Origin of the sequence: Microtetraspora malaysiensis, assembly GCF_001528665.1 — a bacterium.
Taxonomy (GTDB): domain Bacteria; phylum Actinomycetota; class Actinomycetes; order Streptosporangiales; family Streptosporangiaceae; genus Microtetraspora_A; species Microtetraspora_A malaysiensis.
In genome coordinates, this window is sequence record NZ_BBYJ01000014.1 from 195,213 (window position 1) to 213,940 (window position 18,728).

Annotated in this window: 19 protein-coding genes; 14 read left to right on the top strand and 5 right to left on the bottom strand. The window is 71.0% G+C overall.

The window, feature by feature from the left end:
* Positions 1-97: 97 nt before the first annotated feature.
* Positions 98-2,038 carry a S9 family peptidase gene (locus tag AWQ71_RS19390; RefSeq protein WP_067135136.1) on the bottom strand — a complete coding sequence of 647 codons (1,941 nt, stop codon included), beginning with the start codon at positions 2,036-2,038 and terminating at the stop codon, positions 98-100.
* A 78-nt stretch (positions 2,039-2,116) separates the two neighbouring features.
* Positions 2,117-2,674: a TetR/AcrR family transcriptional regulator gene (locus AWQ71_RS19395; RefSeq protein ID WP_067135138.1), complete on the bottom strand. Its 558-nt coding sequence runs from the start codon at positions 2,672-2,674 to the stop codon at positions 2,117-2,119.
* A 57-nt stretch (positions 2,675-2,731) separates the two neighbouring features.
* Here AWQ71_RS19395 and AWQ71_RS19400 point away from each other — a divergent pair, with 57 nt between their 5' ends.
* The 8 genes from AWQ71_RS19400 to AWQ71_RS19435 all read left to right on the top strand — a co-directional run bounded on the left by AWQ71_RS19400 (position 2,732) and on the right by AWQ71_RS19435 (position 9,892).
* Positions 2,732-3,709: a DsbA family oxidoreductase gene (locus tag AWQ71_RS19400; protein WP_067135140.1), complete on the top strand. Its 978-nt coding sequence runs from the start codon at positions 2,732-2,734 to the stop codon at positions 3,707-3,709.
* A gap of 126 nt (positions 3,710-3,835) precedes the next feature.
* Entirely contained in the window at positions 3,836-4,621 is a 786-nt protein-coding gene (locus AWQ71_RS19405) for a class I SAM-dependent methyltransferase (protein WP_067135142.1), read from the top strand.
* Positions 4,622-4,836: 215 nt separating this feature from the next.
* The gene (locus AWQ71_RS19410; RefSeq protein ID WP_067135144.1) at positions 4,837-5,220 is read left to right on the top strand and encodes a hotdog family protein; all 384 of its coding nucleotides are present in this window, start codon (positions 4,837-4,839) and stop codon (positions 5,218-5,220) included.
* Positions 5,221-5,239: 19 nt separating this feature from the next.
* On the top strand, positions 5,240-5,635 hold the full coding sequence (locus AWQ71_RS19415) for a hotdog family protein (protein WP_067135146.1): 396 nt from the start codon (positions 5,240-5,242) through the stop codon (positions 5,633-5,635).
* Between the two features lie 152 nt (positions 5,636-5,787).
* Complete coding sequence (locus AWQ71_RS19420; protein ID WP_067135148.1) at positions 5,788-6,225, top strand: Fur family transcriptional regulator; 438 nt, start codon at positions 5,788-5,790, stop codon at positions 6,223-6,225.
* A 33-nt stretch (positions 6,226-6,258) separates the two neighbouring features.
* Positions 6,259-8,490, top strand: coding sequence for a catalase/peroxidase HPI (gene katG, locus AWQ71_RS19425; RefSeq protein ID WP_067135150.1), 2,232 nt, complete (start codon positions 6,259-6,261; stop codon positions 8,488-8,490).
* A 257-nt stretch (positions 8,491-8,747) separates the two neighbouring features.
* Complete coding sequence (locus AWQ71_RS19430; RefSeq protein ID WP_157570440.1) at positions 8,748-9,254, top strand: hypothetical protein; 507 nt, start codon at positions 8,748-8,750, stop codon at positions 9,252-9,254.
* Between the two features lie 104 nt (positions 9,255-9,358).
* On the top strand, positions 9,359-9,892 hold the full coding sequence (locus tag AWQ71_RS19435) for a hypothetical protein (protein ID WP_067135152.1): 534 nt from the start codon (positions 9,359-9,361) through the stop codon (positions 9,890-9,892).
* A 237-nt stretch (positions 9,893-10,129) separates the two neighbouring features.
* Here AWQ71_RS19435 and AWQ71_RS19440 read toward each other — a convergent pair whose 3' ends face one another.
* The gene (locus AWQ71_RS19440) at positions 10,130-10,423 is read right to left on the bottom strand and encodes a putative quinol monooxygenase (RefSeq protein ID WP_067135154.1); all 294 of its coding nucleotides are present in this window, start codon (positions 10,421-10,423) and stop codon (positions 10,130-10,132) included.
* Positions 10,424-10,812: 389 nt separating this feature from the next.
* On the opposite strand from AWQ71_RS19440, the gene AWQ71_RS19445 reads away from it, so the two are divergent.
* The 4 genes from AWQ71_RS19445 to AWQ71_RS19460 all read left to right on the top strand — a co-directional run bounded on the left by AWQ71_RS19445 (position 10,813) and on the right by AWQ71_RS19460 (position 14,367).
* Positions 10,813-11,469, top strand: coding sequence for an FAD-linked oxidase C-terminal domain-containing protein (locus AWQ71_RS19445; RefSeq protein WP_245658365.1), 657 nt, complete (start codon positions 10,813-10,815; stop codon positions 11,467-11,469).
* A gap of 16 nt (positions 11,470-11,485) precedes the next feature.
* A complete protein-coding gene (locus AWQ71_RS19450) occupies positions 11,486-12,073 on the top strand; it encodes a glycerol-3-phosphate responsive antiterminator (RefSeq protein ID WP_067135157.1) in 588 nt (195 codons plus the stop codon).
* A gap of 111 nt (positions 12,074-12,184) precedes the next feature.
* Positions 12,185-13,174 carry a DMT family transporter gene (locus AWQ71_RS19455; protein ID WP_245658366.1) on the top strand — a complete coding sequence of 330 codons (990 nt, stop codon included), beginning with the start codon at positions 12,185-12,187 and terminating at the stop codon, positions 13,172-13,174.
* Positions 13,175-13,257: 83 nt separating this feature from the next.
* Entirely contained in the window at positions 13,258-14,367 is a 1,110-nt protein-coding gene (locus AWQ71_RS19460; protein WP_067135159.1) for an alcohol dehydrogenase catalytic domain-containing protein, read from the top strand.
* 201 nt (positions 14,368-14,568) lie between these two features.
* On the opposite strand, the gene AWQ71_RS19465 is transcribed toward AWQ71_RS19460, so the two are convergent.
* Positions 14,569-15,219, bottom strand: a complete 651-nt coding sequence (locus tag AWQ71_RS19465) for a response regulator (protein ID WP_245658368.1) — start codon at positions 15,217-15,219, stop codon at positions 14,569-14,571.
* Positions 15,220-15,224: 5 nt separating this feature from the next.
* Positions 15,225-16,892, bottom strand: coding sequence for a sensor histidine kinase (locus AWQ71_RS19470; RefSeq protein WP_218001865.1), 1,668 nt, complete (start codon positions 16,890-16,892; stop codon positions 15,225-15,227).
* Positions 16,893-17,042: 150 nt separating this feature from the next.
* Here AWQ71_RS19470 and AWQ71_RS19475 point away from each other — a divergent pair, with 150 nt between their 5' ends.
* Both AWQ71_RS19475 and AWQ71_RS19480 read left to right on the top strand, forming a co-directional pair.
* On the top strand, positions 17,043-17,858 hold the full coding sequence (locus tag AWQ71_RS19475; RefSeq protein WP_067135163.1) for an ABC transporter ATP-binding protein: 816 nt from the start codon (positions 17,043-17,045) through the stop codon (positions 17,856-17,858).
* Entirely contained in the window at positions 17,848-18,723 is an 876-nt protein-coding gene (locus tag AWQ71_RS19480) for an ABC transporter permease (RefSeq protein WP_067135165.1), read from the top strand. Before AWQ71_RS19475 ends, AWQ71_RS19480 begins: the two co-directional genes overlap by 11 nt.
* Positions 18,724-18,728: the final 5 nt, after the last annotated feature.

An 18,728-nucleotide genomic window follows, 5' to 3' on the forward strand; every position in this document is an offset into this window, starting at 1 on the left:
GCTCCCTCATGCCGAGATCATCGCTCATACCGCTATAGGAACATTTCAGCGAGGCTGTTGCACCCCTCAACAACCTGCCAGGGGTCAGCTGTGCCGGCTAGGCGTGGTCCGGTGCGGGGTCGGCGAGCCATCGGTCGAACCAGGCGCGGGTGCGGCGCAGCACGTCGAGCTGGTGGTTGCGTTCCAGGATCGGGTGACCTTCTCTCGGGTAGACGACGAACTCGTGCTCGACCCCGAACCGCCGTAGGGCGCGGTGGAAGTACGTGGCCTGGCCGACCGGCACATTCGGGTCGTCCTCGCCGTGCAGGATCAGCACCGGGGTACTGATCTTCGAGGCGTAGGAGATGGGGCTGACCTGATCGTGGCGGTGTGGGCCGGCCCCCTCCCAGCCGCAGCTGCCACCGAGCCCCGCGTCCCAGATCCCCCATTCCCCGGTGGCGAGGAGCATGCCCCAGTCGCTGATGCCCGCGCCCATCACCGCGGCCTTGAACCTGCTCGTCTGCCCGACGGCCCAGGCCGCCATGAACCCGCCGTGGCTCCACCCGCCGATCCCGAGCCGGTCGGGGTCGGCGACGCCGTCGGCGACCAGCAGGTCGATGCCGCTGACGATGTCCGTCCACTCGTCCATGCCGACCGCTCCCGCGACGCTCGCCGCGAAGGCGTGCCCGCGGCCCTCGCCGCCGCGCGGATTGGGCAGGAAGACGGCGTACCCCGCGGCCGCGAGCCACTGCGCCGACGGGCTCGTGCCGAGCAGGAACTGGTCGGCGTACCTGTCGTACGGGCCACCGTGCACCAGCGTGATCAGCGGGAACGGGCCGTCCTGACGGGTCCTCGCGACGGGCAGGATCAACAGCCCGTCGAGGTCGAGCCCGTCGGACGCCTGGTAGGACAGGCGTTCCTGCGTTCCCCACGTGATCCCGCGCAGTTCGGGCCTGGTGTCGCTGAGCCGCGCCAGCCGGCCGGTGGGTGGCCCCGCGTGAACGTTTTTCGGCTCGTAGGCCGTACTCGCCACCACGGCGACGACGTCGCCCGATCCGCTGGCGGTCATCAAGCCCCCGTAGCCGTCCAGGCGCGACATCGGCTGGAACCGCCGCGTCTTGGGATCGAGCCGGTGGATCGCGGTGTCGAGCCTGTCGGCGAACAGCGCCAGTGGCGGCCCGTCCGCGACCTGCGCCAGGCCGGACGGGCAGACGGCCATGCCGCTGGTCAGGTTGTGCTGCTTCTCCGCGGCACCGTTCTCGGGCACGGTGAGATCGAAGACGGCGCGGCCCCCGACCGGGCCGGGCGGAGTCGTCGCCAGGTAGCACAGGTGCCAGCTGCCGTCGGTTTTCCACCAGGTCAGGGCGGACGGATCCAACTCGGCCGGGCCGAGATCCCGGACCTTGCCGGTTTCCGGGTCGACCAGGTGCAGCTCGCCGGCGGGGACGACCGGATCGAGATCGGGGGTGGCCCGGGTGAGCACCGCGAGCGGACCGCCGTCCGGGCGCTGCGCCAGTTCGACGACGTGCCGGTCGCCGAGTCCGTCCACCACGCGTAACCGGCCGGTGTCCAGGTCGAGCAGCCGCAACCGTCCGTAGGGCACCCGCTCTCCCCACACTTTGGCGTCGTCGCGTTCGGCTTTCCTGCGCTCGTCCTCATCGGTCGGCTCGTCGGCGGCCACCACGGCGACCCGTCGGCCGTCGGCAAGCGGGAGGCAGTTGGAGACCCCGCTCTTCCAGGTGGTCAGCGCCTGCGCCTGCCCGCCGCCGACCGGGATCCGATACAGCTGGGTGGTGCCGCGCGTCAGCCGGTCGGATCCGAAGAAGAGCGAGGCCGAGTCCGGCGCCCAGCGGGGGTCGGAGTCCCCTGCACTGCCTTCGGTCAGTTTCCTGGGTGGTGAGCTCGCGTCGGTGGCGGCGACCCAGATGGCGCTGCTCGGATGCTGCTCTTCACGCGTGTACGCGGCGACCGTGTAGGCGACCCGGCGGCCGTCGGGAGAGATCACCGGATGCCGCGGTATGGCGCCGTCCACGATCAGGTCTGGCGTGACCGTACTCATCGAGCTCGTCCTCCAGCGTCGGCGTAGGCGAGTCCCCATCACATCAGGCGAGCACGGCGGGCGACAGACCCTTGATCATCACAGGCGGAAGAGCCGCCAGAACGCCAGGGTCACCTCCGCGGCGGGGGCCGGACGGTCGCCGGTGACCCAGTGGGCGATCACGCCGGTGAGGGCGCCGGCCAGGTAGGTGGCGTGCACGTCGGCGGGGACCTCGTCGAACCCCCCGGGTCGTGCCCCGGCGACGAAGCGCGCGGCCAGTTCGGCGGTCAGCCGTTCACGCATGCGCGTGGCGAACAGCGCGCTGCCCTGGGCGCCCAGCATCCGCCCGTACAGCGTGGCGCGGGCGGCCACGTGCTCGAACAGGTCGATCAGCGGCTCGGGCGCCCGGTCCGGGGGCGCGTCCCGTGGGCACAGTGCGGCGGCCCGCGCGATCTGGGCGATCGTGTCCTCCATGGCGTCGGTCACGAGCGCGTCCACGTCGGGGAAGTGCAGGTAGACCGTCGCCCGGTTCACCCCGGCGCGCCTGGCCACCTCGGCCATCGTGATGGCGCCCAGCTCCTTGCCGGCTGCCAGGTCGAGTATCGCGGCCCGCAGGCGGGCCCGGGTGCGTTGCGCGCGGGGATCATCCGGGTTCACGATCCCGACTATACGACACGTGTTGCTTAATCGACATATGTCGCATAGATTCTGGGCATGCGAATCGAGATCTGGGCGGACGTGGTCTGCGCATGGGCGTACATCGGCAAGCGGCGGCTGGAGACGGCCCTGGCCGATCCGGCCCTGGACGGCCTCCCCGTCGAGGTCGTGTGGCGGCCCTTCCGGATCGACCCCACCGCTCCGGCCCAGGCCATCCCGATCGAGGAGATGTACCGCGATCCGATGGTGGACGCCGCGCTGAGCCGGTGCGCGCCCGGCCTGTCGCCCGCGGAGAACCGGGTCCGCGTCTCCGAGATCGCCGCCGAGGAAGGGCTGGGGCCGCGCTGGGGAGCGGCCTGGCGCGCCGACACCCACGACGCCCACCGGCTGCTCGCCCTGGCGTTCGAACACGGCGGAGCGGCCCGGCAGGACGCCGTGGCCGAGCAGGTGATGAAGGCGCACTTCATCGAGGGTCGTGACATCAGCGACCGCGATGCCCTCGCGGCCATCGCGGCCGAGGCGGGCTTCGCCGACGGCGCCGCGCTGCTGGACACCGACGCGGGCGAGGAGATGGTGCGGGAACTGCTGCTCATCGGCAAGGCCAGGGGTGTGGCGACCTCGCCGACGATCGTCGTCGGCGACCGCGCGCTGGCCGGCGCCCAGCCCGCCGAGGTGATCAGGGACTTCCTCCTCCAGGGCGGCCGGCGGCGCGAACTGCCCGAGGAGGTGGAACGCCTGCGCTACGCCGAGTCCCTGCTCGACCAGCGTGATCCGCTCGGCGCGCTCGTCCTGCTGCGCCCCCTGCTCGAGGCGCACGGCGACGACCGGGGCGTCCGCATGCTCGCCGCCCGCGCCTACTTCGTCTCGGCGCAGCTCGGGCGGGCCCGCGCCATGCTTGAGCTGTTGGCGGCCGACGTGCCGGACGACTCCTACGTCCGCCACCTGCTCGGCCGTACCCTCCAACGCCAGGGCCTGGTCGCGGAGGCCGCCCCGCACCTGAGCATGGCCGCCGCCATGTCCCCGGAGTTCGCCTGATCGGCCCCGATCCCGGGTCGTTGACGCCTTGGCAGGAACGAGTCCTCGTTGTTGAAGCGCTCGCCGAGACGTGGGCCCCATCGGAAAGCCTTTGCACGCGATCCTTTTGCTCCGTCATGATCGAGCATGGCAGTGACACAAGAACTGCTCGCCTACTACGAGCAGGACAGAGAGCACGGGCGACTTCGGGAAGACCGCGGCCGGTTGGAGTTCTGGCGGACACAGGATGTCCTGCGCCGGATGCTTCCACCGGCGCCGGCTCGAGTGCTGGATGTGGGCGGTGGCACCGGGGTGCACGCCGAGTGGCTGGCCGCCGACGGCTATGACGTCGAGTTGCTGGACCCCGTCCCGCTTCACGTGGAGCGGGCGCGCCGGCTGACCGGGGTAGCGGCGCGTGTGGGCGATGCACGGCGACTGCCCGTTCCGGATGAGAGCGTGGACGTTGTTCTTCTCCTGGGCCCGCTCTATCACCTGACCGAGCGAGCTGATCGCGTCAGTGCTCTGGCAGAAGCCCGGCGTGCCGTGCGTCGCGGCGGGCTGGTGGCGGCCGCGACCATCAGCCGCTACTCGGCCGTCCACGATGGCGTGCGTCAGGGCTTCTACCTCAACGACGAATTCCGCGCAGCCGCCGATGCCGCCGCCACGGGCAGCATCATGCGGTCACCGAGGTCAGGATTCACCGCCTATTTCCACGACCCGGCGGAGATCCCGCTGGAGTTCGCCGACGCAGGGTTTCCCAGCGTGGAGCACTACGGACTCCAAGGCGCCTTCTGGCTCTACGGAGACGTCAACGACTGGCTCGACGACCCAGAACGCCGCAGCCTCATGCTGGACGCCCTGCGTTCAATGGAATCGGTGCCGTCGCTTCTCGGAGTCAGCGGGCACATACTCACCATCACCCATCGCGGCTGAAAGCGTTGACGGATCAGCCGACGGCGGGCACGGACGGCCGCCGGGCGCACTCGCCCAGCGGAAGAGCGCGCTGGTTCCTGTGTGACTTGCGTCATAGTTGGTGATCATCCGCCCACCCGTGAGACATGATTCGAAGCGGCGGTTACCAACCAGTAGGCAGCAAGTCGACCGCCTTTCACCACGTCGTTCTCCCATGCCGGAGGGGATCGTTGTCGTTGATCACCATCAAGAACGCCGTCCATGGCGAGATCGCCGTCGGCACCGTACTGGTCTGGACGAAGCAGTACACGGACCATGAGGTGGCCGAATACTGCGAGTTGAGTGGCGCACCGGCGGATCCGCTGCCCGAGCACCTGCCGTACCTGCTGGCCGTCGCCCCACTGACCAAGCTCGGAGGGGATCTCAACTACCTTTCCCGCCAGATGGATTGGACAGCCGCTCGATCGATCCGGCGGAACGAGGCGATCACCGCCGAACTGGAGGTCACCCGCCTGGAGCCGACCGACGGGATGACCAAGATCGCTTTCAACGCCCGCATCCGGTGCGGGGACGAGCTGGTGATCACCGGCCACAGTAAGGGCCTCATCGTCGGTGAATAGAGAGATCGGACGTACTGCCGTGAGCATCACTCGCACCGCCACGCGCGCCTTCACCCCCGAGGACATCGACACCTGCGCCCGCCTCACCGGCGACCTGGGGTCGCACCACATGATCGGCTTCGGCGACCGCCGGATGACCCAAGGCGTGCTCACCCTCTCCGCGGTGCCCCTGCTCGCCGGCCCGGGGGTGCACATGCGCGAGCTCTCCTTCGCCTTCCTCGCCCCGGTCTACGCGGGAGACACCGTCACCGCCACCGTCCGCCTCACCGAGTCCGAGGATCCGCTTCTTGCGACCTGCGAGGTCAGCGTGGTGAAGGACGACGGCACCACGGTCCTGACCGGCACCGGCATCGCCGAACTGTCCCGCGCGCCGGCCGGCGAACTCGCCACCGAGACGGTGACCGGCGGGGGCTGAACCGCGCCCACCACGAGCCCGCCGCGCGGTGGGCATCATCAACCCGGGCGGCAGGCCACGCCGTACCAGGGCGGACGTCACCGGACGCGGCGCTAAAGTGGGTTCATTCGTTCTCTTGTATAATTCGTGTTTATGAAGGTAGGTTTCGTTCCATGACCGCACCGGGGACCCCGACCACCGCCGAAGAACTGCGCGGTGTAGGCCTGCGGGTGACGGCCGCCCGTGTCGCGATGCTTGAGACCGTCCGGGACGGTGACCACCTCGACGTCGAGGCGATCGCCTCCGGGGTGCGCGACCGTGTGGGCCATGTCTCCCTCCAGGCCGTGTACGAGGCCCTCCACGCGCTCACCGCGGCGGGACTCGTCCGCCGCATCGAACCGGCCGGGAGCCCGGCCCGGTTCGAGGGACGTGTCGGGGACAACCACCACCACGTCGTATGCCGGTCGTGCGGCGTCGTCGCCGACATCGACTGCGCGGTCGGCCAGGCGCCCTGCCTGACCGCGTCCGACGGCCACGGCTTCGCCATCGACGAGGCCGAGGTCATCTACTGGGGCCTGTGCCCCGCCTGTTCTACTGCCCGAAGTTCCTGAACATCGTGATCCGCCCAAGTCCGGAGGGATTCCATGTCTGAGAACCACGACGCGATCGTCGTAGACACGAATACGGAGACCGAAGGTGGCTGCCCCGTCGTGCACGGGCGCGCCCCGCACCCGACGCAGGGTGGCGGAAACCGCCAGTGGTGGCCGGAGCAGCTCAACCTGAAGATCCTCGCCAAGAACCCCGCCGTGGCCAACCCGCTCGGTGGAGAGTTCAACTATGCGGAGGCGTTCAAGACCCTCGATCTCGCGGCCGTGAAGCGGGACATCGAAGAGGTGCTGACGACCTCGCAGGACTGGTGGCCGGCCGACCACGGCCACTACGGCCCGCTCATCATCCGGATGGCCTGGCACAGCGCGGGCACCTACCGGGTCAGCGACGGCCGCGGCGGCGCCGGCACCGGCCAGCAGCGCTTCGCCCCTGTGAACAGCTGGCCGGACAACGCGAACCTCGACAAGGCCCGCCGCCTGCTCTGGCCGGTCAAGAAGAAGTACGGCCGGAAGATCTCGTGGGCCGACCTCCTGATCCTCGCCGGCAACGTCGCGCTGGAGTCGATGGGCTTCACGACCTTCGGCTACGCCGGCGGTCGCGAGGACGCCTGGGAGCCCGACGAGGACGTCTACTGGGGCCCCGAGACCACCTGGCTCGCCGACGAGCGCTACACCGGCGACCGGGACCTCGAGAACCCCCTCGCCGCGGTCCAGATGGGCCTCATCTACGTGAACCCGGAAGGCCCGAACGGCAACCCGGACCCGCTCGCCGCGGCGCGCGACATCCGGGAGACGTTCCGCCGGATGGCGATGAACGACGAGGAGACGGTCGCCCTGATCGCGGGTGGGCACACCTTCGGGAAGACCCACGGCGCCGGCCCGGCGGACAACGTCGGCCCCGACCCCGAGGCCTCCCCGATCGAGCAGCAGGGCCTCGGCTGGAAGAGCGCGTACGGCACCGGCAAGGGCGGCGACACGATCACCAGCGGCCTCGAGGTCACCTGGACCAACACCCCGACCACGTGGGACAACAGCTTCTTCGAGATCCTGTTCGGCTACGAGTGGGAGCTGACCAAGAGCCCCGCCGGCGCGAACCAGTGGAAGCCGAAGGACGGCGCCGGAGCCGGCACCGTCCCCGACGCCCACGACCCGTCGAAGAGCCACGCTCCGATGATGCTGACGACCGACCTCTCGCTCCGGGTCGACCCGATCTACGAGCCGATCTCGCGGCGCTTCCTGGAGAACCCCGCCGAGTTCGCGGACGCCTTCGCCCGCGCGTGGTTCAAGCTGACCCACCGCGACATGGGCCCGGTCGCGCGCTACCTCGGCCCGGAGGTCCCGGCCGAGCCGCTGCTGTGGCAGGACCCGCTGCCGGCGCGGACGTACGAGCTCGTCGACGCCGAGGACATCGCCGCGCTCAAGGGCCGGATCCTCGACTCGGGCCTGCCGGTGTCCCAGCTGGTGTCCACCGCGTGGGCGTCGGCCGCGTCCTTCCGCGGCAGCGACAAGCGCGGCGGTGCCAACGGCGCGCGCATCCGCCTCGAACCGCAGAGTGGGTGGGAGGTCAACGACCCCGACCGGCTGGCGACGGCGCTGCGCACGCTGGAAGGGATCCAGGAGGCGTTCAACTCCGCCCAGACCGGTGGCAAGCAGGTCTCGCTCGCCGATCTGATCGTGCTCGCGGGATGTGCCGCCGTGGAGAAGGCCGCCAAGGACGCCGGCTTCGACGTCGAGGTCCCGTTCACACCCGGCCGGGTGGACGCCTCGCAGGAGCAGACCGACGTGGAGTCGGCCTCCGTACTCGAGCCGTCCGCCGACGGGTTCCGCAACTACCTCGGGAAGGACAGCCGGCTGCCGGCCGAGTACCTGCTGATCGACCGGGCGAACCTGCTGACCCTGAGCGCGCCGGAGATGACGGTGCTCGTGGGCGGTCTCCGCGTCCTGGGCGCGAACCACCAGCAGTCGCCGCTCGGCGTCCTCACCACGACTCCGGGCTCGCTGAGCAATGACTTCTTCGTCAACCTGCTCGACCTGGGCACGACGTGGAAGGCGACGTCCGAGGACGCGAACACGTTCGAGGGGCGCGACGCCGCCACGGGCGAGGTCAAGTGGACCGGCAGCCGGGCCGACCTCGTCTTCGGGGCGAACTCCGAGCTGCGCGCGGTCGCGGAGGTCTACGCGAGCGACGACGCGAAGGAGAAGTTCGTGCACGACTTCGTCGCGGCGTGGAACAAGGTCATGAACCTCGACCGGTTCGACCTCGTCTGATCACAGCGTCCAGGCCGGCCACCGCGCCGGCCTGGACGTCCTCGATTCGCATGAGCAAGCCCCGCGTGGCCGCCGGATCCGGCGGCCACGCGGGGCTTTCGTCATCCCTCCGGATCGGCGCCGCCGGCGAAGCGGGACCGTGATCGTCGTTTGGAACCACCCGGTTGTAGATAGCTTCCACCGGGGGGAAGGAACCCACCTCAGCCACGTCGACACCCTCGGCGTCCATGCGATTACCCAAAGTAATCTACTGCTTCATGGCAACGATGGATCGCGAAACGCTCCTCGAACTCGTCCGCAACCGCCCCCTGCTCGCGGCCGAACTCCTCTGGACCGCCGTATCCATGAGCGACGAGGAGCCGATCGACGCGGATGCGCTCCGGCGTCGACCTCCGTGGACGGGACTCACGAGCACCGACGAGCCCGCCCTCGCCGCCCGCTACCGCGAGATCATGTCCGAGGCACGCCGGTCCCGCGCACAGTCAGGCAGTGTCTTGCACGAGGGGTTGATCGCGTTCCTGCATGCCCGACTGGCCGAGGATCTGGACCAGGCCCACAGGTCAGCCGAGGCGAAGGACCCCGGCTGGCGCAAGGCGGAGCGGGAACTGGCCGCGAAGCGGAACCGCGTGAATTTCCTGGAGTCCGTGCTCGTCGACGAGCTCTACCTGTCGGTCGAAGAGCACGCCCAGGCGGAGCACCTGCTGAAGCTGGAGGCGTCCGCGTACGACTGGCATGCCGACTACCAGGACGACTGGTGCCCCTGAGCCCGACCGACCGCCCGGAACCCGAATCGCCGCACGCATACCGAGAGACGAACGTAGAGTAATCGATCGCGTCCAAAGAGTCGCGGGCGTATGTAGACGAGTCCATGCGTCTCGATGGTGGTCTTTACGTGCTCGCGGCTGTCATCGTCCCGGACAGCCGGATCGCCGAGCACCGAGCAGCCTTGCGCGACCTCCTCCTGACGAAGCAACCGCGGTTGCATTGGCGAGACGAAGGACAGAAGCGGCGCTTGCACATCACGCGCGCCATCGCCCTCCTGTCCCCGACCACGGTCGTCGTGATCGGTACCGGACTCACGCCGGCGAAGCAGCGACGAGCCCGGCGTAAGTGCCTGGAGCGGCTGCTGTGGCAGCTGGCGCTTCTTGACCTACATCAGGTCCTCATGGAACGGCGGAACGCCGAAGGCAACAAAGAGGACCTCGACATGGTGAACGCCCTCCGCGCTCAGCAAGCGCTGCCTCAGGACATGCATGTCGAGTGGGGCGACCCCCTGGTCGAGGAGCTCCTTTGGCTTCCGGATGTCGTCGCAGGCATCGTCGCCAGAGCTGAGATGGGCGACGACACCTTGAGGAGCCTGCTGCTCGGCGAGCATCTGATCGAGCGCGTGATCTGCGACTGATACGCAAAACGCGAAGCCCGGGTTCCCGTCAATTCCGGCGGTAAGCCCGGGCTCACTTCCTCTCCCCCTCGCAGGGGGCGGCATCAGGAAGCATACCCCGGGAGACCGTTCCGCACATCACGTTGAGTAACATTCGCGTGACTTGCCAAGCCCGGCCGGGACGCTCAGAGGGGCGGCCCAGCGAGTATGTCGGGTGAACTGGGCCCAGGCTCCTCCAGATCGAACAGCGAGGCCGGGTCAGGGGGCGAGCGGTTCGTACGCGGTGACCTCCCGGGAGGCGAGGCGGGCGAGGCAGTCGCCGACGACGTACTTCTGGAAGTGCTCGGAGGCCCGGTGCGCCTCGAAGGCGGCGGCGTCGACGTACCGCTCGTAGATCATGAACCGCCGGGGGTCGTCGGCGCAGACGTGGGCCTCGTAGCCGAGGTTGCCCGGCTCCGCGCGGGACAGCGGGGTGATGGTCCGGATGATGTCGGCGACGGCGTTCTCCTCGCCGTCACGCGCGGTCCAGATAGCGAGCACGACGTAAGCCATGACGGGGGACTTTAGGGTGAATGTCCCTAAATGTCACGCCCACCCCCTGGTGCTTGACATATCGAACGGGCTGGGAATAACGTCCCGTCAACCGACAGGCACAGACGAAGACATCCCTGTCAGTGGTCTTCGTCTGTGCTTTTTGTCGTTCCTGGACCGCTGGCAAGGGACTCACCCCCCGAAAGGCGGCCGGGCATGCACGACAGCCCTGCGAACACGAGAGCGACGGTCATCCGCGACGCGGGAGACGCCGCCGCCCTCATCGACACCCTCAAGCGCCTGAGCCCCCGGGCGAACTGGATCTGGTTCCTCGCCCTGGCGGGCCTGTTCCTGGACGCCTACTCCAACGCGGCGCTGGGCGCCGGCCTGTCCCCCATGGTCAAGCAGCTATGTACGACGCGCACGAGAGCGGCACCCACTTCGGCGAGCCGGGCACCAACCTGCTGCTCATCGCCGACGAGGGGGACCCGGCGCTGGTGGACGCCGCCATGGCCGTGGTCGAGGAGGTCTGCGCGGAGCGGGCGCCGGTGACGCTCGACGGCCAGGCGGTGCTCGCCCGCTGGCTGGACGAGCGGATGCTCGTCGGCAAGTCCGGCGACGGCTTCGCCAAGGGCCCCGGCTTCGTCGCGGACACCTGCGAGATCGCCGCCCCCTGGTCGTCCCTTTCGGCGATCTACGACGAGGTGGTCGCGGCCATCGAGGCGGTGCCGGGGACGCTGCGCGCCTCCGCCCACCAGTCGCACGCGTACACCGACGGCGCCTGCATTTACTTCTCGCTGCGGGGCGACGTGGAGCGGACCCGCCGACGCGAGTGGTACCGGGCCGCGTGGGACGCCGCGAACGCGGTGCTCATCCGGCACGGCGCGGCGATCAGCCACCACCACGGCGTCGGCCTGCTGCGCTCGCCGTACATGGAGCGCGCGCTGGGTGGCGGCTTCGCCACCCTGGTGGCGGTGAAGCAGGCACTCGACCCGGCCGGGATCATGAACCCCGGGAAGCTGGGGCTGCCCAGCCGTTTCGGGGCCGGACCGTACGAGCAGCGCTAACGAATAAGGTGGATCGGTGACCATTCGTCCGAAACGTCCCGTTGATCGGCGGCTGCTGGCCGCGCTTGCGGAGCATCCGGTTATGGCGTCGCTGGTCGGTGTCGAGATGGCGGACCGGTTCACCACGACCTCGACCCCGCTCGGCGACCTGGAGGCGACGGTCCGGCGGACGGCCGCGGCCGGCAAGATCGTGTTCGTCAACATGGACTCGACGCCCGGCCTGGGCCACGACCCCGGCGCCCTGACCTACCTCAAGGGCATCGGGGCGGTCGGGATCTGCTCCACCCGAGCGGCGATCATCGAGCGGGCGACCGGCCTGGGCCTGCTGTCCATGCAGAAGGTGTTCGTGACCGACCGCTCCAACCTGCACCGCAGCCTCCAGTCCATCGCCCGGTCCCATCCGGACCTGGTCCAGCTCATGCCGGCGGTCGTGCTGCCCTACGTGGAACGGCAGGCCAAGGAGCTGGGGGTGCCCTACCTGGCCGCCGGGTTCGTCCAGAGCCCGGCGGACGTGGTCGCGGCGCTCGGCCACGGCGCCGCCGGGGTCTGCACGTCGGACGAGAACCTGTGGGAGCTGCGCCGGTCGGCCCTGCGCGCCTCCTGAACCACCTCCCCGCCCGCCCCGGCGGGTGTCACGTACCGCACCCGCCCGCGTCGTGCGTCCGCGTCGCCTCCCCACGCCCAAAGGCGGGGTCCTCAGGCTCAAGGAGATTCGATGACACCGGTGACACCGGACCTGTCCGGTCCGCGACCGGGGACACCGTCGCCGCCGGTTCCCGGCGAGCCGCCCGTACCGGCAGGCGGGCCGGGCGAGACGGCGTCCGGCGCGGCGGCGCGGGCGGGCGGCGGCACGCGGCTGATGGCGGTCGCGCCACCCGTGTTCGTCGTGCTGTGGAGCAGCGCGTTCATCGCCGGCATCCCGGGGGTCACAGCCGCTCCGCCGCTGCTCCTGATGTTCGCGCGCTTCGCCCTGGCCGGAGCGCTGCTCACCGCGTACGCGCTGATCACCCGGGCGCCGTGGCCGCGCGGCCGGGCCCTGGCGCACATCGCCGTCTCGGGCCTGCTGATCCAGGCCGTGCAGTTCGGCGCCTTCTACACCGCGCTCGGCATGGGCTTCCCCGCCGCCGTCATCTCACTCGTGCAGGGGCTCAGCCCGGTCGTCGTCGTGCTGGCCTCCCGGTTCCTCGGCGAGACGGTCTCCCGGCGGCAGGCTCTCGGCTTCGTCCTCGGCGCGGCGGGTGTGGTCCTCGCGGTCGCCGACCGGGTGAGCCTCTCCGCCTGGGGCGTGGCGCTGTGCCTGGTCGGGCTGTCCGGGCTGAGCGCCGGCACCCTCTACCAGAAGCGCTTCGTCCCGGTCATGGACGTCCGCACCGGGACCGCCGTGCAACTGCTGGCCAGCGCCCCGGCGGTCGGGTTGGCGTGCGTCGCGCTGGAAACCCCGCGGGTGTCGGACTGGGCGGCCTTCGGCGGATCGGTCGCCTGGATGGTCGTGGTGAACTCCATCGCGGCGTTCATCCTGCTCAACACGATGCTGCTCCGCTGGTCCGCCGGCCGCGTGAGCACCCTGTTCTTCCTGACCCCCTCGGTGACGGCGGTGCTGGCCTGGCTGATCGTCGGCCAGACGCTGCACCCGCTCGCCGTCGCCGGGCTGGCCCTCGGCGCCGCCGGCGTCCTGCTCGCCAACCATCGGGCCTCCGCGACGTAGCCGGCCGGCCCGTGTTTCCCCGGCGTCCCGGCGAGGCGCCGCCGAACACAATCCCCCGGAAACCCCCCTGGAGAGATGAGATTATGAGGATCCGCGGAGCCGTTCTGGAGGAGGTCGGCCGGGCCCGCCCCTATGCCGCCTCCCGGCCGCTGTCGATCTGCGAGCTGGAACTGGCCCCGCCCGGACCCGGCGAGGTCCTGGTCCGGATCGAGGCCGCGGGCGTCTGCCACTCGGACCTGTCCGTCGTCGACGGAACACGGGTGCGGCCCGTCCCCATGCTCCTGGGCCACGAGGCGGCCGGTCGGGTGGAGCGGGCCGGCCCCGGCGTCGACGACATCGAGGCCGGACAGCGGGTCGTCATGACCTTCCTGCCGCGCTGCGGCGCCTGCGAGGGCTGCGCCACCGACGGGGTGACACCGTGCGTCCGCGGCAGCGCGGCGAACAACGCGGGGACGCTGCTGTCGCGCGGCGTCCGCCTGCGCCGTGACGGCGCGCCGGTCCTGCACCACCTCGGGGTCTCCGGCTTCGCCACCCACGCCGTCGTCGACCGGCACTCGGTCGTCCCGGTGGACGACGACGTCCCTCCCGAGGTCGCCGCGGTCCTCGGCTGCGCCGTCCTGACCGGCGGCGGCGCGGTCAACGCCGGCCGGCCCGCCCCGGGCCAGACGGTGACGGTCGTCGGGCTCGGCGGGGTCGGCATGGCCGCGCTGATCACCGCCCTCGCCGTGGACGGCGTCACGGTCATCGGGGTCGACGGCAACCCGGACAAGCTCGCCGCCGCGCGGAGGCTGGGCGCGCACGCGACGTACCGCCCGGCCGAGCTGGCCGCGTCCGGGATCAGGGCGCCGATCGTGATCGAAGCGGCCGGGAACGTGCGGGCCTTCGAGGCCGCCGTCGCCGCGACCGCTCCCGGCGGCCGTACCGTCACCGTCGGGCTCCCGGCGCCCGACGCGCGGTCGTCGATCTCGCCGCTCGGGCTGGTGGCGGAGGGCCGGACCATCGTCGGAAGCTACCTCGGCTCGGCGGTTCCCGCCCGCGACATCCCGGTCTTCGTCCGGATGTGGCGCGAGGGCAGGCTCCCGGTCGAGGCGCTGGTGTCGGCGCGGATCCGGCTCTCCGACGTGAACGAGGCGATGGACCAGCTCGCCGACGGGACGGTCATCCGGCAGGTCATCGTGTTCGACGCGTTCTGATTGCGCTCGCTCCGCTCGCGCGGCTCGGGGCGCCCTCAGTCGATGTCTTCCCTCGTCGCTCGGAGTCACTCGTCCCTCGCTCCCCACTCGCTCCTCAGTCCAGACACCGCCGCGCCCCGAGCGTGATGGTTGGGCACCGTAATTCGCTGCCCCGGCCGGTCAGCGCCAGCGCCAAACCGGTCGGGCACGTCCGCCTCGGGGTCAGCACCAGGTGTAGAGGTGCTCGGGGCGGCCGGTCGCGCCGTACCTGAGCGTCATGGCGACCCGTCCGGACTCGGTGAGGCCCGCGAGGTACCGCTGCGCGGTGGCCCGCGAGACGCCGATGCGGGCGGCGATCTCCGCCGCCGACAGCGGGTTCTCGCTGGCCTGCAGGATGTCGGCGATCAGGCGGACGGTGACCGGGGAGTGCCCCTTCGGCCCGCGCGCGGGGGCCTGGTCGACGCGGTGCAGCGCGCGCATCGCCTCGTCGATGGACGACTGGTTCATGCCCGTCGACGAGCCCAGCAGGCGGCGGTAGCGCGCGTACCCCCTGAGCCGGTTGCCCAGGTCCTGCGCGCCGAAGGGCTTGATCACATAGTGCAGGGCTCCCCTGGAGAGGGCGGCGCGCACGGAGGCGGCGTCGTCGGCCGCGGTCAGCACGATGACGTCGGCGGACAGCTCCCGGATCAGGTCCAGCCCGGACCCGTCGGGGAGATAGACGTCCAGCAGGACGAGGTCGGGGCGGAGCCGGGCGGCCAGCTCTGACGCCGCCGCGGCGGTGTGGGCCTGCCCCGCCACCCGGAACCCGGGGACGAGCTCGACGAACCCGGCGTGGACCTGGGCCACGCGGAAGTCGTCGTCGACCACGAGCACATCGATCAACTCAGGACCCCCGGCAGACGAGCGAGGAACATGGTGCCATCCCGTTCGGACCGGGGCGTGCGGCCGGGCGGCTCGGACGGCCGCGCCGCGTCGGCGCGCTCCGTCTCCCCCACGGTCACGACGGCTCCGTGACCGAGGACGATGTCTCCGCCGCGGGCCCGGGCGACCTGACGCGCCAGCGCCAGGCCGAGTCCGCGCGGCCGATCTCCGCTCTTGGTGGTGAAGCCGTCCTCGAACACCGCCTCGGCGAGCTCCGGCGGGACGCCCTCCCCGGAGTCCGTCACCGTGACGTGCAGGTCGGCGCCGTCGCGGAGCAGCTCCACCTCGACGTGCGCCGGCCGGTCGGGCCCCTCCTGGGCCGCCTCGAGCGCGTTGTCGACCAGGTTCCCGACGACCGTCGTCACGTCCAGAGGGCTGACGATCTCGCCGGGCGCCCAGCTCCCCGGCGCCACGATGAAGCGGATGCCGCGCTCCGCCGCGACGGCGGCCTTGGCCGCGAGGAAGGCCAGCAGGTGCGGGTCGGTGATGACGTCCCCGGCCGCGCCGGGGACCGCGGCGAGCGGCTCCACCGTGAGCATGTGCAGGTAGTCGGCGGCCTGCTCGTGATGGCCGAGTTGCAGCAGGCCGGCGACGGTGTGCAGCCGGTTGGCGTGCTCGTGCCGCTGCGCCCTGAGCGCGTCGAGCAGGTCGCGTTCCGCGTGCAGCTCCCGGGTGAGCTTCTCAAGGTCGGTGCGGTCGCGCAGGGTCAGGACGGTGCCGAGCTCCCGGCCCTCCCTGCGCACCTGCCGCCGCCCGACCACGAGCACGCGGTCGTCCGCGACGACGAGCTGGCTGGCGGCCTCGTCCGCGCCGCCGAGCGCGGCCTGCAGCCGGGGCGGCAGCGGCAGATCACGGAAGGGCCGGCCCAGGACCTCCGGTGACTCCTCCCCCAGCCCGAGGAGCCTGACCGCCTCGGCGTTGCACACGGTGACCCGGCCGTCGGCGTCCACCGCGAGCACGCCCTCACCGATGCCGTGCAGCACCGCCTCGCGCTGCGAGATGAGCTCTCCGAGCTCGGACGGCTCCAACCCCAGCGTCTGGCGGCGCAGGCGGTGACCGATCGCGGCCGAGCCGACCACCCCGAGCAGCAGCGCCGCCCCGGTGAAAAGGGCGGCCAGCACGAGGACCCGTCCCACGCGCACGTGGATCTGCTGGACGGCGAAGCCCACGCTGACCTCGCCGACGATCCGGCCGTCCGGCGTCCGCAACGGCACCTTGCCCCGCGCCGACAGGCCGAGCGTCCCCTGCTCGACCGTCACCACGTCGCGCCCGGACAGCGGCCCCGACGGGTCGGTGCTGACCCGCCTGCCGATCAGCTCGGTGCGCGGGTGCGACAGGCGGATGCCGCGCCGGTCGGTGACGACCACGAACAGCGCTCCGGTGGCCGCCCGCACCGCCTCCGCCCTCGGCTGGATCAGGTGCGCGGGGTCGTCCAGCGCCGCGGCGACCGCGACGGAGGGGTCGGCGGCCAGCGCCCGGGCCACCGACACCGCGCGCTCGCCGTACTGGACGGTCAGCTCATCGCGCATGAGCCACGCGGCCAGCGCGAAGCCGGAGCCCGCGACCAGCATGACGACGACGATCTGCAGCGCGAGCACCTGATGGGCGAAACGGAGCGAGCGCACGCGTGCACGTTAGCCGAGGTGAGGCGCGAAAGGACCGTGCGGATAAAGCGCAAAACCCCGGCAATCGCGGTTAACAGCGCGAAAGATGACTTGCGCGGCTTAGCTGCGCAAGGGTTCACCGCGTCCCGGCCGCTCCGTACGGTCCCGGCCATGACATCCGAAACTGTGCCGGTGATCGAACTCGTCGGCGCGACGAAACGGTTCCGGTCCGCGTCGGGCGGCGTTCACACCGCCGTACGCGATCTGGACCTCACCGTCGCGGCGGGCGAGTTCGTCGCCGTCGTCGGTCCCACCGGGTGCGGCAAGTCCACCACCCTCTCCCTCGTCTCCGGGCTGGAGCCGCCCTCGCACGGCCGCGTCGCCGTGAACGGCCGGGAGGTGACCGGCATCCCCGAGGGCGTCGGGTACATGTTCCAGGCCGACGCCGTGTTGCCGTGGCGCACCGTGCTGGACAACGTGACCCTCGGGCCGCGCTACCGCGGCGCCACCACGTCCGACGCCCGCGACCGCGCCCGCGACTGGGTCGGCCGGGTCGGCCTCGGCGGATTCGAGGACTACTACCCGCACCAGCTGTCCGGCGGCATGCGCAAGCGCGTCGCGCTCGCCCAGACCCTCGTCAACGAACCGCGGATCCTGCTGATGGACGAGCCGTTCTCGGCCCTGGACGTGCAGACACGCGGGCTGATGCAGGCCGAGCTGCTGCGGCTGTGGTCCGGCACCGGCGCCGCGGTCGTCTTCGTCACACACGACCTGGAGGAGGCGCTGGTCCTCGCCGACCGGGTCGCCGTGATGACCGCGGGGCCCGCGACGGTCAAGCAGGTCTTCGACGTACGGCTGCCGCGCCCGCGCGACGCGGAGGAGATCCGGCTGACCTCCGACTTCCTCGACGTCTACCGCGAGGTGTGGGAGTCCCTCCGCGAAGAGGTCCAGATCACCAGGGAGAGGATGTCCGGCCGTGTCGCATGACGTCGCCCTGCCCGGCGCCGCCGCGCCCACCGACGAGGATCTCGCCGTGTCGTCGGCCCGTGCCGCCGTCCGGCGCAGGAAGCTGGCCGTCACCGGCGTACGGCTGCTGCTCGTCGCCGTCTGGCTCGGCTCGTGGGAGTTGTCGGCCACGTACCTGATCGACCCCTTCTACTACTCCAAGCCGTCGGCGATCGGGGGGAAACTCGTCGACTGGTTCACGCAGACGACCGCCTTCGGATCCATCTGGACGCAGATCTCGTACACGCTTCAGGAGGCCGTCGCCGGGTTCGCTCTCGGCGGCGTCGCGGGCGTGCTGCTCGGCATCGTCCTCGGGCGCAGCCGGTTCGTCGCCGACGTCCTCGCCCCGTTCATCAAGGCCGCCAACGCGATCCCCCGCATCGTGCTCGCCTCGCTGTTCGTGATCTGGTTCGGGCTCGGCATGTCCTCCAAGATCGCGACCGCGTTCATCCTGGTGTTCTTCGCGGTGTTCTTCAACGCCTTCCAGGGGGCGAGAGAGGTCGACCGGGGCCTGGTCAACAACGCCAGGATCCTCGGCGCGGGCCGCGCGCAGATCCTCTGGACGATCGTGGTGCCGAGCGCCACCTCGTGGATCCTCGCCTCGCTCCACTCGGCGTTCGGCTTCGCCATCATCGGCGCCGTCGTCGGCGAGTACTCGGGCGCCGACAAGGGCCTCGGCCTGCTGATCAACAACGCGCAGGGCACGTTCGACTCGGCCGGCATCTACGCCGGAATGATCATCATCACGCTGATCGCGCTGGTGGCCGAGTGGCTGCTGACGCTGCTCGAACGCCGCCTCCTCCGCTGGCGGCCCGCCGCCTCCGGCTCCCACGACGTGCAGATCTGAACCAC

Excerpts from the sequence above, each read along its gene's own strand:
- katG (WP_067135150.1), top strand. The coding sequence starts at position 6,259 with ATGTCTGAGAACCACGACGCGATCGTCGTAGACACGAATACGGAGACC.
- AWQ71_RS19400 (WP_067135140.1), top strand. The coding sequence starts at position 2,732 with ATGCGAATCGAGATCTGGGCGGACGTGGTCTGCGCATGGGCGTACATC.
- AWQ71_RS19475 (WP_067135163.1), top strand. The coding sequence starts at position 17,043 with ATGACATCCGAAACTGTGCCGGTGATCGAACTCGTCGGCGCGACGAAA.
- AWQ71_RS19460 (WP_067135159.1), top strand. The coding sequence starts at position 13,258 with ATGAGGATCCGCGGAGCCGTTCTGGAGGAGGTCGGCCGGGCCCGCCCC.
- AWQ71_RS19420 (WP_067135148.1), top strand. The coding sequence starts at position 5,788 with ATGACCGCACCGGGGACCCCGACCACCGCCGAAGAACTGCGCGGTGTA.
- AWQ71_RS19435 (WP_067135152.1), top strand. The coding sequence starts at position 9,359 with ATGCGTCTCGATGGTGGTCTTTACGTGCTCGCGGCTGTCATCGTCCCG.
- AWQ71_RS19405 (WP_067135142.1), top strand. The coding sequence starts at position 3,836 with ATGGCAGTGACACAAGAACTGCTCGCCTACTACGAGCAGGACAGAGAG.
- AWQ71_RS19430 (WP_157570440.1), top strand. The coding sequence starts at position 8,748 with ATGGCAACGATGGATCGCGAAACGCTCCTCGAACTCGTCCGCAACCGC.
- AWQ71_RS19390 (WP_067135136.1), bottom strand. The coding sequence starts at position 2,038 with ATGAGTACGGTCACGCCAGACCTGATCGTGGACGGCGCCATACCGCGG.
- AWQ71_RS19455 (WP_245658366.1), top strand. The coding sequence starts at position 12,185 with ATGACACCGGTGACACCGGACCTGTCCGGTCCGCGACCGGGGACACCG.
- AWQ71_RS19440 (WP_067135154.1), bottom strand. The coding sequence starts at position 10,423 with ATGGCTTACGTCGTGCTCGCTATCTGGACCGCGCGTGACGGCGAGGAG.
- AWQ71_RS19445 (WP_245658365.1), top strand. The coding sequence starts at position 10,813 with ATGTACGACGCGCACGAGAGCGGCACCCACTTCGGCGAGCCGGGCACC.